At 41.8% G+C, this 14,702-nt stretch carries 13 protein-coding genes; 1 reads left to right on the top strand and 12 read right to left on the bottom strand.

Annotated elements, in window-relative coordinates; genetic code table 11:
* Positions 1-6: 6 nt before the first annotated feature.
* The 9 genes from glpK to BLS20_RS01760 all read right to left on the bottom strand — a co-directional run bounded on the left by glpK (position 7) and on the right by BLS20_RS01760 (position 10,269).
* Positions 7-1,509, bottom strand: a complete 1,503-nt coding sequence (glpK, locus tag BLS20_RS01800) for a glycerol kinase GlpK (protein WP_090171621.1) — start codon at positions 1,507-1,509, stop codon at positions 7-9.
* Positions 1,510-1,673: 164 nt separating this feature from the next.
* Positions 1,674-2,267 (bottom strand): cytidylate kinase-like family protein, encoded by a 594-nt coding sequence (locus tag BLS20_RS01795; protein WP_090171619.1) that lies wholly within the window; start codon positions 2,265-2,267, stop codon positions 1,674-1,676.
* A gap of 51 nt (positions 2,268-2,318) precedes the next feature.
* A complete protein-coding gene (locus tag BLS20_RS01790) occupies positions 2,319-3,539 on the bottom strand; it encodes an EAL and HDOD domain-containing protein (protein ID WP_090171617.1) in 1,221 nt (406 codons plus the stop codon).
* Between the two features lie 92 nt (positions 3,540-3,631).
* On the bottom strand, positions 3,632-4,045 hold the full coding sequence (locus BLS20_RS01785) for an ATP-binding protein (RefSeq protein ID WP_090171613.1): 414 nt from the start codon (positions 4,043-4,045) through the stop codon (positions 3,632-3,634).
* A gap of 19 nt (positions 4,046-4,064) precedes the next feature.
* Positions 4,065-5,756, bottom strand: coding sequence for a PP2C family protein-serine/threonine phosphatase (locus BLS20_RS01780; RefSeq protein WP_090171611.1), 1,692 nt, complete (start codon positions 5,754-5,756; stop codon positions 4,065-4,067).
* Positions 5,746-7,878, bottom strand: coding sequence for an MFS transporter (locus BLS20_RS01775; protein ID WP_176762243.1), 2,133 nt, complete (start codon positions 7,876-7,878; stop codon positions 5,746-5,748). Before BLS20_RS01775 ends, BLS20_RS01780 begins: the two co-directional genes overlap by 11 nt.
* Positions 7,879-7,895: 17 nt before the next feature.
* Positions 7,896-9,110, bottom strand: coding sequence for an ABC transporter substrate binding protein (locus tag BLS20_RS01770; RefSeq protein ID WP_090171607.1), 1,215 nt, complete (start codon positions 9,108-9,110; stop codon positions 7,896-7,898).
* Complete coding sequence (locus tag BLS20_RS01765; protein WP_090171605.1) at positions 9,107-9,967, bottom strand: formyltransferase family protein; 861 nt, start codon at positions 9,965-9,967, stop codon at positions 9,107-9,109. The genes BLS20_RS01770 and BLS20_RS01765 overlap by 4 nt, the downstream gene beginning before the upstream one ends.
* Complete coding sequence (locus BLS20_RS01760) at positions 9,967-10,269, bottom strand: STAS domain-containing protein (protein WP_090171603.1); 303 nt, start codon at positions 10,267-10,269, stop codon at positions 9,967-9,969. The genes BLS20_RS01765 and BLS20_RS01760 overlap by 1 nt, the downstream gene beginning before the upstream one ends.
* A gap of 194 nt (positions 10,270-10,463) precedes the next feature.
* Here BLS20_RS01760 and BLS20_RS01755 point away from each other — a divergent pair, with 194 nt between their 5' ends.
* Positions 10,464-11,282, top strand: a complete 819-nt coding sequence (locus BLS20_RS01755; protein ID WP_090171601.1) for an arylamine N-acetyltransferase family protein — start codon at positions 10,464-10,466, stop codon at positions 11,280-11,282.
* 128 nt (positions 11,283-11,410) lie between these two features.
* Here the strand turns inward: BLS20_RS01755 and BLS20_RS01750 are convergent, their stop codons facing one another.
* From BLS20_RS01750 to BLS20_RS01740, 3 genes are all read right to left on the bottom strand, one after another.
* Positions 11,411-12,643: a SulP family inorganic anion transporter gene (locus BLS20_RS01750; protein WP_176762242.1), complete on the bottom strand. Its 1,233-nt coding sequence runs from the start codon at positions 12,641-12,643 to the stop codon at positions 11,411-11,413.
* A gap of 8 nt (positions 12,644-12,651) precedes the next feature.
* Positions 12,652-13,767: a DUF3810 family protein gene (locus BLS20_RS01745; RefSeq protein WP_090171596.1), complete on the bottom strand. Its 1,116-nt coding sequence runs from the start codon at positions 13,765-13,767 to the stop codon at positions 12,652-12,654.
* Between the two features lie 68 nt (positions 13,768-13,835).
* Positions 13,836-14,666, bottom strand: coding sequence for an NYN domain-containing protein (locus BLS20_RS01740; RefSeq protein ID WP_090171593.1), 831 nt, complete (start codon positions 14,664-14,666; stop codon positions 13,836-13,838).
* Positions 14,667-14,702 lie beyond the last annotated feature (36 nt).

Below are 14,702 nucleotides of genomic sequence, written 5' to 3'. Positions count from 1 at the left end.
TTGCCATTATTCCCTACTTAATTTCGACCATTCAAGTGCCATATGAACCGCATTTTTCCATCCCTTTAACAACTGCTTTACAGCATCCGGTTCCATGACCTGTGTAAATTCCCGGTCCAATTTCCAATTGTCTTGTATATCTTGAATATCTTTCCAATAACCCACTTTCATTCCGGCAAGATATGCCGCACCAAGAGCCGTTGTCTCTACGCAGCTTGGTCTTACTACCTTAACGCCCAATAGATCTGACTGAAATTGCATCAAAAAGTCATTCTTGGATGCTCCGCCATCTACCTTCAAAGCTGTGATCTTCTCTTGCGATTCTTCTTCCATCACTTCTAGAATATCATGCACCTGATAGGCAATAGACTCTAGTGTAGCTCGAATAAAATGTTCTTTTTTGCATCCTCTTGTAATACCAAATGCACTGCCTTTGGCGTAAGGATCCCAATACGGCGCACCAAGCCCTGTAAATGCCGGCACAATGTAGACGCCTCCGGTATCTTCCACTTCCCTGGCATATTCTTCGGATTGGGCAGAGGTCTTAATCATTCGCATCTCGTCCCGCAACCACTGAACTGCGGCGCCACCCACAAAGATACTTCCTTCTAAAGCATACTGCGGTCTTGTTTCCGTGCCTGCCGCTATGGTCGTCAACAAGCCTTTCTTAGAGTTGACTATCCGATCACCGGTATTCATAAGTAAAAAACAGCCTGTCCCATATGTATTTTTCACATCTCCGGGTTGCACACACATCTGTCCAAATAACGCACTTTGCTGATCACCGGCAACTCCGGTGATTGGAATCGCATCTCCAAATGCGCTGATGCTGGTGTGCCCGAATTCGCTGCTTGATGGTAACACCTTCGGAAGCATGCTGCGCGGAATATCAAAATACTCCAAGATACGCTGATCCCAGTCTAGCTTATGAATATCAAACATCATCGTTCTAGAAGCGTTGGTATAATCTGTCACATGCGACTTTCCATCGGTCAGTTTCCAGATTAGCCAGGTATCGATTGTACCAAATAAAAGCTGGCCTTTTTGCGCTTTTTGTCTTGCTCCCGGAACATGTTCCAAAATCCAATTTACTTTAGATGCTGAAAAATACGCATCCGCCAACAAACCGGTTGTCTTTTGCACATATTCCTCAAGACCATCCGCCTTCATCTGTTCGATGATATCCGCAGTTCTTCGGCACTGCCAGACAATTGCATGACAAACCGGCAGACCGGTTTCCTTATCCCAGACAATCGTGGTCTCCCGCTGATTGGTAATTCCGATGGCCGCAATATCCGTTCCTGACAACCCTACCTTTTCCACTGCCTCTACCGCAACTGCCAGCTGCGAAGACCAGATTTCCATAGCATCATGTTCTACCCAGCCCGGCTTCGGATAATATTGTTTAAATTCTTTCTGCGCCATACTAACAATGGTTCCTTGTTTATCAAACAAGATACATCTTGAGCTTGTCGTTCCCTGATCAAGGGCCATAATATACTTCTTCATGAATCCTCTCCTTTTGCACTATTCTTATTATACCAAAATTTAAAAATATATATAGTGTTTCAGCCGCTTTTTGGTCAAGACTCGCTCGCAAAAAAGGAATCACATACGCATTCTCATCCGCACATGATTCCTATCGACTCTATAATCCTTCAACCTGATGCCTTCTAGATCTCACCATCTCTAAAGATTCTAGCTAAGATCTTCACACATCCTTCCACACCAAGCTCTCCGGAATTAAGCATTACATCATAATTGGCTCTTGCGCCCCAGACCTTGTCGTAATAGTTCTTGCTTTGCAATGCTCTGTCCCTATCCGACCGAATAATGGTTTCCTGCGCCTTCTCCTTTGATAATTTATAATGCTTAATTGCATATTCTACTCTTTTATCCAGTGTTGAATAAATAAACACCCGAAGCTGCTCCACATCCTGTCCCAGAATAAAATTCGCAGCTCTTCCAACGAAGATACAAGGGCCTTCATTTAGCTTCGCATAAACAAAATCTTTCTGCGCCTTATAGATCTTCTCATAATAATTGTTCTGCGCGCCCATACCCATAACCAGATTGAACAAAAAGCTGCTCGTCACCTGCTTTTCTGCATTTTCCACAATTTCTTTATCAAGACCTGTTTTCTTTACAACCTCATCTATAATCTGCGTGTCATAAAATGGGATTCCAAGCTCCTGTGACAAAATCTTCGCTATCGTATGTCCACCGGATGCATACTCCCTGCTGATTGTAATAACTCTTCTGCTCATTTAGAGGACCTCCTAGCTCTTTTCCTTGCCAAAAAACATATTCCTCTTGTTCTATAACAGCAAGCGATACCAATTAAGTGCACCCTTATATGCCTCATACACATCTGCCACTTCAATCTCTTTCAGCAGCATGACACGTGACACTTCCGGCCAATAAGCTTCTTCATAATCCTTCATAAACTGGAACAACTCTGCATATGGACCCTCACCACTAACGAGTGCATCATAGATTTCCTTTGATACCTTTACTTCCTGCAGTGCTTCTTCAATCGTTCGATCCAAAATCTTATCCAATACAGAGAACAATCCCATTAAGAATAGTTCTTTTTCCTCGTTCTTAAATCCAAATAATTTCGACAGATTCTCTGCAAATTTGGCACGAATCAGTGACAATCGCATAATTTCACTTGGCCTGTCCGCACAAAGTTCACGGGTGATTGCCGTAACAATCCAGCGTTTCAGCTCCTTTTGTCCCAGCATCGCAACTGCATGCTGGACAGAATTAATACCGGATACCACCGTCATTCGGTTCACCATATTTAAAAGTGAGACCACAATCGCCGTATCACGTTCAATGACATCTGCCGCTTTCGTCAAATCATAATCCCGTTCATTTACAACATTAAGCAATTCGATATAAGTTGTTTTAAGAGGTGCCATCGCTTCCTTCTTACCACGGGTAATCGGAAGTCTAAAGAACGAGCCTTCATACAGATCATAACGCCCTTCCTTTGCAATCTCTTCGTATTCCTCCATACTCTTAATTCCAACTACACATATCTTAATGCCCGGATATGTCTTTCTAAAAAACTCATCCGCTCTGCTAATCTGCAGTTTCTTAGGATTGATAAAGATATAATCCATCTCGGAAATAATCGCTTTATAATTCTCAAAATCAGCACCCATTAACCGGCGGATTGCAAACCGATAACCTGCTGCCTTTAATTCTTTAATTCGCTCAATATGATTATCACATGGAACAATTGCTCGATCTATTAACAAAACCAGCTTTTCAGGCGGTGCTCCGCACTGCTCGTTTAAATCTGAAAATAAAGATATTTCGGTTAATGGAACAAAAATATCAAGATCCCCGGATATCGTCTCCATCCCCATAACATCAATCAAGTCCAATCCGATTACATAATTCGCTCCGTCAAGTTTACTGAACCCCGAATACTTAGGATGTAAAAAATAATTTTCTTTTCTGGCAAAAATAGAATAAGCTTTTACTGCCAAATCTGCATCAAATAATGGGATAAGTGTCGCTAGCATCGCAAGCCCCCCCTTCTAGTTTTTTCTTGTTTCCATAATAGCATATTATCATAAAAATGCACATAATTTTTCCTTTATACCGCATATTTTAGCTAGTTTTTCAGGCGTTTTTTAACCTGAAGTATATTCTTGCATTCTTTATATTCGTATTGAACCGCGTCCATCATTTTTTTCACCATAAAGATTCCCAGTCCGCCAATCGGCCTCTCCTCGGCCGAAAGAGTTACATCAGGCTCCTTATTTTCCAATGGATTATATGGTTTCCCACTATCCTTAAATGTAAGAACCATAACTTCATTACCATCTTCAAATTCTACGCACACGGAAGCTTTTCCCGTCTTGCCGTCATATGCATACTGCGCAATATTGGAAAATATTTCATCAATAACCACGTCAATCTGCATCCTTAGCTTTGGCGGGCAATCCACCTCTTCTAATTCTTGATTTACAAATTCCGTTACAACAGCTACTGTTTCGATATTGGCATCAACTGTAATTTCCTTCATATGTCCCCCCATTAAAATACTAAGCCGTTTCATCGCTTCCATTGTATTTAAACGTCAACATGGTCAAATCATCAAACTGCGGTGCTTCTCCTACAAATTCATCTACCGCTTGTCTCACATTGTGAAGCAATTCCTTGCCGTCTGCTTCCTTTGACCGGTTTAACACCTCTAGCATACGCTCTGTGCCAAACATTTCATTATTAGCATCTGTCGCCTCCGGCACTCCATCCGTATATACAAAGATTCGATCACCGGGCTCTAAGTCATATTCATTTTGACGATATCGCATTCCCTCTATCGTTGCAACAGCAGGAGAATGTTTTGTTATGACAAGTTCAAAGTCTCCATCCTTCTTTTTGATTGCCGGATGTTCATGCCCTGCATTTGATTCTACTACATGACCGGTTTTCAAATCGACAATTGCAAGCCACACCGTCACAAACATGCCCTGTTCATTCGTTTCGCAGATCTGATTATTCACCTGTTCTAGAATCGAAGAAGTATCTCCCCCCATCTGCGCACGGGTTCTTATCAGCACCATGGATATCATCATAAACAGCGCAGCCGGAACTCCCTTGCCGGATACATCAGCAATTACCAGAGCAATATGATCTTGATCGAGCATAAAGAAATCATAGAAATCTCCACCGACTTCTTTGGCCGGATCCATGCTTGCATACAACTCAAATTCTTTCCTGTCCGGAAACGCCGGGAATATATTCGGCAGCTGCGACGCCTGTATCTGTGTTGCTACATTGAGCTCTGCACCGATGCGTTCCTTTTCCGCTGTCACCCTCTTGATATTCTCGACATAAGCCACCAGGTCTTTTTCCATCTTCACAACGTAGCCTGCAAGAAGCTGCATTTCATCTTTTGTTTTGATCTGGCTTAGATAATCATTTTCACCATCCGCCGGTATCCCGGTATCGCCAAAACGCTTTACCTCTTTTGACATAAGATTGATTGGAATCACAATTCCCCGATACATAAAAATCAGATACAAAATGATAACGATTACCACCACAATGGAAATCACCAAAATCGTATGTTTGACAAATGACTTTACAGCGCCTTCAATACGCAGCATCGGCACTTCCACGCCAATCACAGCGGCAAGTTGTCCATCCTCTGTAAGAATCGGTTTTAACGCGGACATATTGTAACCAAAATCACCGTTAGAGATGATATAATCATCCTGATTTTGCTCCGTTTCAACAACTTCTGCAAACAGCTCGATGTTATCCGGATTCATCGCACTGCAATCCCCCAATTGAAAGCTCTTATCTTCCGTAACATAATTGTCAAAGATATAAACAAGCGGCTTCCAACTATCATCGCCTTGTGAATACGCCCGAAGATTCTCAGCCGAATAGATGGTCACATAGACATCGGTAAGCTGCATATTTTCTCTAAGCGTGTTAAGCCTTTTTTTGACATTTTGATACGCCTGACTATTTTCGATTGTCGCAATTGTATCTGCGTCCCCTTCGATTGCAGCTTGCGCATATTCCTTTAGCTCCTCGGCCGTAATCTCATCCGCGATCTCACTTGCTGCTACATCCGCCACATAATAAGCCATATCATAATACTGTTGACCCATACTGCTCCATTCGCCTTCGATGCCGATATATGCTGTTATAAAGCAAATAATTGCACCTACTATTACAAAAGACAGAATAAATCTTCGTGCAAGACTTCTCTTAGCGTTCATATTTCTCCTCCTTTAAGAACAGTGCGCCAAATATCAAAAATACAACTCCAAACATAGCATAAATTGCGCCAAAAATTGTCATTGGTATCATATCACCTTCACTGTTTGCCAACACTCCATACAAAGCCGGACAGATAATCTGTACCGCGCTGCCAATACTTCCATAAATAGTTAAAAGCGCCGCTTTATCATCCTTGTTTTTCTCCCCCATACTTGCGAAATTACCGGTCAGTGTCGGTGTTCCAAACCCATCAAAGACACCCAGTATCACTGCAGAAATAAGAACAACGATTGCGGATTTTCCAATCAGCAATACCAAAAAACCGGCCGCTCCCATAAAGATTGCAACTGCGACAGCCTTATTCTTATGAAGTTTCTTTAGACGTTTCACCAACCATACGCCCATGTACAATCCGGCAATTCCATTTACCAGATAAGCATAACTTGTCACAATCGATTGCTGTCCTATAATTCCCATATATACCGGAAGAAACGCAACCACATACATAAGTCCGATATTTAACGGAATATCGGTAAGTATAATAACCCATCTGTATTGTCTGTTTCTTAAGACCTCTATAAGAGAAATCGATTGCTTTGTCTCAACGACCTGATATGCTCTCTTATCATTCAATTCTTTCCATGCCACAAAGATTGGGCTTAGTGCAAATACAATTAGAATAATAACTCCTGTAAACAGATAATTTCCCAAATAGCCAAATACTCCGGCAAGAATTGATCCTAAGGATGAGCCGACGGTTATTCCGCCAAGCAGTCCCGCATTAAGCCCTGCAAAATGCTCCTTTACATCCGTATCACTATCGCTTCCTAGAGAGACAAGACTGTTAAAAACATACTTAAGAAATGCAAATCCTATTCCGCAAAACATCCGTAAAAGAATCAGCATATATGGCGATGACACCCCTGCGCATGCCAGGTTGCCGACGATCAGCATAACGGCAGCGGCTCCCATTAACACATACGGATTTTTATTGGCATATATCCTTTGCACAATCAGTGACACCACAAGCACTGCTATCAGTTCTACCGTCAGTGGCAAAGAAGAAGACAGGGATTCTGATAACGAAAATACTCTCATATTATTTTGTCGCATCACAATCGCCGCATATGGCATACTGATATAGATTGCCGTATACATAACAAAGGATAATACACGAATACTGCCGCCGATTCCCTTTTTCGTATAATAGCTTTGCTTATGCTGTCTCCTTTTATGAATCTTATCGAGTATGGCCGGTATCAGATTGGTAAATTCCACCCCTATAATGATGCAAATAATAATAATTGCCACCAGATACATAAGGAAATACTTTTGCTTTTCATGCACATATGTAAGATCTAACTGTGCCGTAACCGTACCATCATTTGCAATTGTAATCTCCGATACTGCATCATTTCGTGCCGCCACCTCGTCAAAATGCTCTGACAATTCTGCAATTTCTGATGTACCAAGCCCCTTGTCCATCAGCGCGTCAATTTCTTCTTGTACATGTTGCTGTGTATTGCTTACACTTTGCTGTATCATTTTCTCATAGTCGCTGCTAAGACTTAGCAGGGACACATCGCTAACATCTACCAGGGTGCCGGAATCATATAGCACAAATAAGTAGCCCTCAATACCTCCCTCGCTATCCGAAATTTCATAGATAATTCCGTCGTAACTTCCCATTGAGACTTCTTTTGCATAAACGTTTTTTTCAAACTCTGCGTTTTGTTCCTGTCCCAGATAAGCATATAACCAGGTAAGCATGTCTTTGTTATACGCCGTCTGATTACTCTCATCTTCTTTATCGCCAAATACTGCTGTAATCATCTCAGTATCAGCATCTGTTACAACCACTCCAATTCCTTGATTTTGATATCCCGAAATCGTCCGTAGTTCCTCATCAAGTCCATAATAGTTCGACAGTTCTTTTCCATATCTGATGGAGGTTTCAATATTGGTCACACACTCCTCGGCAAGTGTCTGTATATACTCTTTTTCAAGCTCAAGTGCCGTATTTCGATACGCCATTTTTGAAATCCAAAACAAAAATAACAATGTCACAATAATAATTACAGCATAGATTCCAAGTCTGATATGTACACTTGTGTTTTTCACTTTGTCTTTCCTTCGTATCATTCACGCTCCCCGCTTCCTCCATATATTTGTTCCGATAATAAAATAATATCATCCGGAACCTCATACCCAATTTGATTTGCCGTATCCAAATTGATGGAAACATATGGCGATGGAACAAATTTTTGATAAATATCTCCCGGAGATTCTCCACTTAATATTCTTGCAAATGCATCTGCCGCAAACGGTGCCTGTGATACGGCATCACTTGCTGCCATAAGCATTAACGCTCCATTCTTTACAAATGTCTGCCCGTTTTGCACAAATACCGGAATGTCAGCCTTGATAAACACACTAAGCAACTCGTCCATTCGCTCAGAATCCTTGATCATATCCGTATTTAACAAAAACGCATCGATGTGTTCTTCTTCTACCAGCTGTTTATAAGCGTTTTTTAGATTATTATAATATTCCTCTTCACTGTTTTGCCCGGAAATGGTTTCGATTTTCTGTTCCGCAATTTCCACGCCGAGTGCTTTTGCCGTCTCACCATAAATATCTCTTGCCGCTATCGATTCATCATAATATACCATTCCCAGTTTTTGAAACGAATATGCATCATGATAGAAAGAAAGCTGATTTTTATACACCTGTGAACTTGTATGACACCATACATTATCTTGCCCGGAATATTCTTGCTTTTGCGACAGACCGGCGGATACCGGATCTACGGAGTAATAAACCATCACCGGTACATCCTCAATTCCCATCTCTTGAATAATCAGTTTGCCCGGGGACGTACCAAGACAAAGAATCAGATCGATTTCGCCTTCTTTAATTCCCTCTTCAATCTCCTTTTTTACTGTCTGGGGATTATCAAGCGCAATATAATAATTATATTTCTTTGAAAAAGAGATATAATCGCCGGTTCCCTGCTGTGCAAGATAATCTATCAATGCTCCTGCATCGGTATCTTGAGGGTCAAATGGAAGCTTGTCAAAATGCTCAATATTCATCCATCCCATGTCATTGATTTCTTGCAACAGATAATAGAGCATCTCACCGGACGGCGGATAAGGATCTATATCGACATAACATATATTATAAGTTGTTCCATCTTCTTTCGTATGTGCAGCCTTATTGTTCCCGGCCGTTTGAAAATATTCCTCTGCCTTCTCCTCGGCTACAGTCGTATCTTTACTAATCGACATAACAAATGCACTAATTGGAATGGTAAATAACAGGACGAAAATTATGGTAGCTATCTTTTTCATTCATCCAATTCCTCCCGTTTATTCACATGAAATACCCATCTGTGATTGGCACTTTCCAAAATCGCCACCGAACCACATAAAGAAACAATTGGCTTGCTGCCACCTTCATGCCGGTTTATCGTTTCTTCATCCAAAAGCCGATCAATATATACCCGTTCTTTTTTGTATACAAAAAAAGCCCCGTGATGCATTGATCTGGTTCTGATTTTTCTTAAAACTTCCTCCGTAAAGGAAGGCTTTATAATATTTTCCAATAATACTTCATAATCTTCATGTCTCATAACCGGTCGATATTCGCCGCCTGTCACAATCTGCTCAGCCGACGTTCCATTTACGATATGTTGGTATAGACAATCCAGCAGCTTAGGCAATTGATCTTCCAAACAATCCAGTACGTCTAGCGCATTCATCTCCCTGCGAATCGCACAGACCTCTCTTCCAATAATCTCTCCTTCGTCAATTCCGGTCGTCACCGTATGAAGAACAATCTCACTTTCCTTCTCCCCTAAAAGCACCGTCCACAGATGTGGCTGATGCCCACGATTATAAGCCAGGCTGCCCGGGTGAACATTGTATATCGGCATCTTTTGCAACACTTTTTCATTGAGAATAATCGGACATGCATTCATCAAAAAACACGCAATGTCTTTGTGTTTATCCAATTCTTGTGCTAATTCATCGTTGTTTTTTACAATCGAAAACGGCACCGATGCATATCTGTGCTTTGCCTCATATACATCCGTACATAATCTGCTTCGAGGTGCCACAAATGCCTGCACCTCAAAGCCATCATGTTCCATAAGAGCATCAAGCGCCCTTGTTCCATAGCCTAAAAACCCGACTTTTATCTTTTTCATTATGCGCCCTCGATATTCAAAATATCTACAAATCCTGTCACATCAAAGATTTCCATAACGGCTTCATTTGCATTCTTTACTACCATCTTCCCCTGCTTATTCATGGTTTTTTGTGCAGAAAGAAGTACGCGCAAACCTGCTGAGGAAATATACTCGAGCTTTTCAAGATCAAAGACAAGCTCTGTCACTCCATTGAGTTGTTCGCCAAGTTCCTTTTCAAGCTGCGGCGCGGTTGTTGTATCGAGCCTTCCATCAATATCAATTGTTAATTTGCCCGTATCTTTTGTTTTCTTAATTTCCATTATTACGTTCCTCCTTAAAACTTGTCTCTTCGATTTATTTAGTACGAAGCGCACATTAACTTAGTACATTCGTACCGCTTAGTTATTTTAATACTATCATCATTATGGTTTATTTTCAATTCTTTTTTGCTAGCATCTTGTTTCCATATCCCCTATACTTGTATTAACTTATTTTTTCCTTGAAAGGGGTCTTTATGTACGAAGAATTATACGAGCCGCTCCCCGATGTAGATGCCTATCTTAAGCGCATCGGATTTACCGGCACACCAAAGGTTAATCTTACCACTCTTGAACAACTGATTTATCTTCACCAGACGGCTATTCCCTTTGAAGATATTGATGTGCACTGCCGCAAAGTCCCTATCACGCTTGCCATCCGTGAACTTTTTGATAAAATCATCCTCGGCGGACGCGGGGGGTATTGCTTTGAACTAAATTGCCTGTTTTATTCTCTTTTGCAGGCACTTGGATTTACGGTTACTCCTTGTATCTGCAAAGTGCTAGAAGGCGAAGGACCTCATTTCATTGCTTCCCATCGCGGAACCATCGTTCATCTAAATGCAGATTGCTACTATTGCGATGTAGGATTTGGCGGACCGGTTCCCCCCGGACCGTTAAAGTTTGAAAACAGCACCTTACAAACCATTGGTCCTAATCGCTATCAATTTATCAAATGCGATAATTCCTGGTGGGAGCTTGTGCGTATCAACTCCAAGATAGAACCCGTATCCATGCTGCTGGTAAATACCGAGCCGTTCGATCCGGTTGATTATCTAAGTATGAATATGATTTGCTCTGATCACAACTCTCGACATCATAACCGTTTCACCGATCATCTAGTGCTCAATATCCGTACAGCGGATGGGCACGCATCCATCGAAGATGACGTCTTTACACTTCGAATTGGTGAAAAGACCATCCGCGAAACGATTGATGATGCGCGCGCGCACAAGCTATGCCGCGATGTCTTTTGCATCAGCGCCGACTTAAGCTCCATCAGGTTAATTCCCTAGCTGCCATACCCTGAGCTGACCTCGTTTATGCACAAGCCACGTCCATTTTTTTCACAAAAAAAAGCCCCGCCTTGATGATTTCCCCTAAAAACATGCTTTAGTGGGGTATCATCAAAGCGACAGCTTTTTTACCGCATTCGTTTTAATCTTATATATCTATGCAAGAAATAAAGCAGGATATACAATCCAATTCCAATCCCAACTCCATATGCCAGATTGTTGCTCGCCACTGTCACAACAACTGTCATAATGGTAACGATTGTTTCAAACACTCCTTTTAAACTTCTATTCGAAAACATCCCAATCAGATTCTTCCAGTTAAATGTCGTAATTGACACAAAGATCATCACACCGATCAATGCTGCCAGTGGAATAATGCCAAGAATCACAGATCCGACTGCCAGAAGGAATGTAAGGATTACTCCCGCCACAAAGGTTGACATTCTACCACGACCACCACTTTTGACATTGGTAATCGCCTGACCAATCATAGCGCATCCCGGCATTGCTCCAACAAGCCCGCAGATTATATTCACAATTCCCTGCCCCACGCATTCTCGGTTTTTATTACTCTCTGACTTTGTCATTTCATCTACCACCTGATTGGTAAGCATGGTCTCTAACAGACCCACAAAAGCCAAAGAAAGCGCATATGGAAAGATAATTCCAAGCGTCTGCCTGTTAAACGGCGCCGCCGGCAGATGAAAGCCCGGCCAGCTTCCTTTCAGATTCCCTAGATCTGCAATCATCCTTACATCACTATTGCCACCGCTAATCAGCGCAATTACCACGCTTACTGCGGTCACCAAAATCAGTGCCACCAAGGTAGAAGGAACTGCTGTCGAAATCTTTGGAAACAGATAAATAACGGCTAGTGCTATCCCGATAAATAAAACCATCTTCCCTATACCGCCGGTCGTTACAACCGTATTTTCCAGCAGCGACGTAATCTGCGATTTAAAAATAATAATGGCAAGCGCATCGACAAATCCCGCCATCACCGGAGCCGGCACATAACGCATCAAATTACCAACCCTGCACAATCCAAGTACAATCTGAAAGATTCCGGCCAACAATACTGCCCAAAACAAATAGGCCGTCCCATGCTCTGCAATCAGCGTAACCACAACAACTGCCATAGAACCGGCACCTGCAGATACCATCGCCGGACGCCCTCCAATAAAAGAAAGCAATATCAAAAATGCAATCGAAGTATATAATCCATAGATGGGTGGCACTCCGGCTACAATTGTAAATCCAATTACTTCCGGAATTACCGAAAATGCTGAAACAATCCCCGCTAAGATATCTCCTTTAAGATGAAACCTCCATTGCCCTAATTCTCTTTTTATCACATTCATAAACATTCTCATTTCCAATCATATTGAAGTAACAAGCCGACGACACCCTCATAGCAGTCCTCTTCTAAAACATCCGACTGCACATCCCAGCCAACTTCTGAAACGCTTTGTGCCGCGCTCGAAAAGCTTTGCGCTGCATGCTCATCCGCATTATAAGCTTCCTGCGCCGCCTTGCGGTCTTTTGTCAAATCTTCTCCCACAAGCGCACTTGCAAGTTCCCTCTGCTGCCAGATTGTCGTTGCTTCTTCCTCATCAAGGTAAGAAAACAACGCCTCCTTATAAGCGTTATCAACATAATAATAGGCGTCCAAACACCCCGAATAAACCAGATAGGGACACTCGCTTTTCATGCAGGCAATCTCACTTAAGAAATTGGCATCATCTTCTTTATAATATCCCTTATGATGACTCATCTCATGAGCAAGCAATGATGGATAATAAAGACTCATCGTATACTTGTTATACGTTACTTCCATCGTGTAAGGATACGTATATCCCGCAATATTCATCCACTCTAGAACATCCGAACAATACGATTCTTTCATAACCGGATAGCTTCCATCTAGATATTCAAATTCATCACTGATTCCTTTCAGCGCCGCAATTACCTGCTCATCAACATCTTCCTCATAAACGATGTTGCCATCTTCATCCCGCCCGATCTCTTCAGCTGCCTGATTCAGCATCTCTACAATGTCACTTCGAAGTTTCTGTAAATCTCCAAGTGTATATTTTGTCACAGTTTCTTCACCCAAGTCAATACTATAACGAAATGGAATCGACCAGTTCAAAGTATATATGAGCACAACAACCGCTGCTCCCAATAATAATGCCTTTGAGTAAGATACTACCCATCTACGATACTTGCTTTTTGCTCGCCAAAACAGCAGCAAAATCACCAGTACCAGTTCTAGAATCAAAAATCCGGCCGCACAATACATCATGATTTCACCAACATTAATCGGAACCTTCCCCATAATGCCACCGTAATATTCTGCAATTCTTATATAGATTACATGATGATACACGTTTACAAACCGTTCACTAATTGCCAGTACATGTAACAGTATGATTGTAACGGCCAGCACAATCATCCATTTCCAGTAAGTTGAAATTCGCTTCATCCGTCCTCTTGTCTCCCTACAAAGATGTACATTAAGAATGCCGCTGCACCATGTGCCGCGGCCGTCTCTTACGAATTCGTTGTCTTTTTCTTTTTGTTAGAATTATTTTTCCTTTTATTCTTCACATAGACAACCTGATGAACCTTATCTTCTGCAAGTTCTGTCTTAAGGTCAAATAGATTCTCATGCTCTCTTATGAGCTCTGAGATATTACGATATCCATAGATACGAGAATCGAATCCCGGAAGTCTCTTAGACAGATACGTTCCAACTCCTGCAAGATTCTCCCAATCATTATCAAGATAGCCTTTAATTGCCTTTAATACCGCTTCTAATTTCGGTACGTTAATTGGCGTATCTTCCGCTACCTCCACAGTCTCATTTTTCTCAGACTGCTGCGCATTATCCTGTTTATTTTGATTTTGCGACTTCAGATCATTATTGTAGATCAAATCGAGCAAACGAAATTCATCGCAAGCATTTACAAGTGACTGGCTTGTCTTTTTCTCACCCATTCCTATGACGGTAATACCATCTTCCTTAATGCGATATACCAGTTTTGTAAAATCACTGTCCGAACTGACCAAACATATCATATCGACATCACCGGAATGTAAGATATCCATCGCATCAATGGTAAGTGCCTGATCAGCAATACTTTTTCCATTTGCATAACTAATCTGCAGCATTGGCGTGATTCCCTGTTCCGGCATCACACGATACCATGCCTTTACCGTCGGTGAACTGATTGAGCCATAAAGCCTTGAAATCTTAATGCGGCCTAGATGCTGCGCCTCGCTTTTTATATATTCTGCATATTGCGGAGAGATATTATCCCCGTCAATCAATATTGCAATTGTCTTTTCTTCCATTACTGCATCCTTTCCTTTTGCCTCCATTGTATCACATTACCAGAGCGTAGCAAATTGGATCGC

The organism is Eubacterium oxidoreducens (genome assembly GCF_900104415.1).
GTDB classification, from domain to species: Bacteria; Bacillota; Clostridia; order Lachnospirales; family Lachnospiraceae; genus Eubacterium_C; species Eubacterium_C oxidoreducens.
This window is presented reverse-complemented; position numbering and strand designations above follow the sequence as displayed.

Excerpts from the sequence above, each read along its gene's own strand:
- BLS20_RS01780 (WP_090171611.1), bottom strand. The coding sequence starts at position 5,756 with ATGAACGCTAAGAGAAGTCTTGCACGAAGATTTATTCTGTCTTTTGTA.
- BLS20_RS01750 (WP_176762242.1), bottom strand. The coding sequence starts at position 12,643 with ATGAATGTGATAAAAAGAGAATTAGGGCAATGGAGGTTTCATCTTAAA.
- BLS20_RS01760 (WP_090171603.1), bottom strand. The coding sequence starts at position 10,269 with ATGGAAATTAAGAAAACAAAAGATACGGGCAAATTAACAATTGATATT.
- BLS20_RS01765 (WP_090171605.1), bottom strand. The coding sequence starts at position 9,967 with ATGAAAAAGATAAAAGTCGGGTTTTTAGGCTATGGAACAAGGGCGCTT.
- BLS20_RS01755 (WP_090171601.1), top strand. The coding sequence starts at position 10,464 with ATGTACGAAGAATTATACGAGCCGCTCCCCGATGTAGATGCCTATCTT.
- BLS20_RS01790 (WP_090171617.1), bottom strand. The coding sequence starts at position 3,539 with ATGCTAGCGACACTTATCCCATTATTTGATGCAGATTTGGCAGTAAAA.
- BLS20_RS01740 (WP_090171593.1), bottom strand. The coding sequence starts at position 14,666 with ATGGAGGCAAAAGGAAAGGATGCAGTAATGGAAGAAAAGACAATTGCA.
- BLS20_RS01795 (WP_090171619.1), bottom strand. The coding sequence starts at position 2,267 with ATGAGCAGAAGAGTTATTACAATCAGCAGGGAGTATGCATCCGGTGGA.
- glpK (WP_090171621.1), bottom strand. The coding sequence starts at position 1,509 with ATGAAGAAGTATATTATGGCCCTTGATCAGGGAACGACAAGCTCAAGA.
- BLS20_RS01770 (WP_090171607.1), bottom strand. The coding sequence starts at position 9,110 with ATGAAAAAGATAGCTACCATAATTTTCGTCCTGTTATTTACCATTCCA.
- BLS20_RS01745 (WP_090171596.1), bottom strand. The coding sequence starts at position 13,767 with ATGAAGCGAATTTCAACTTACTGGAAATGGATGATTGTGCTGGCCGTT.
- BLS20_RS01785 (WP_090171613.1), bottom strand. The coding sequence starts at position 4,045 with ATGAAGGAAATTACAGTTGATGCCAATATCGAAACAGTAGCTGTTGTA.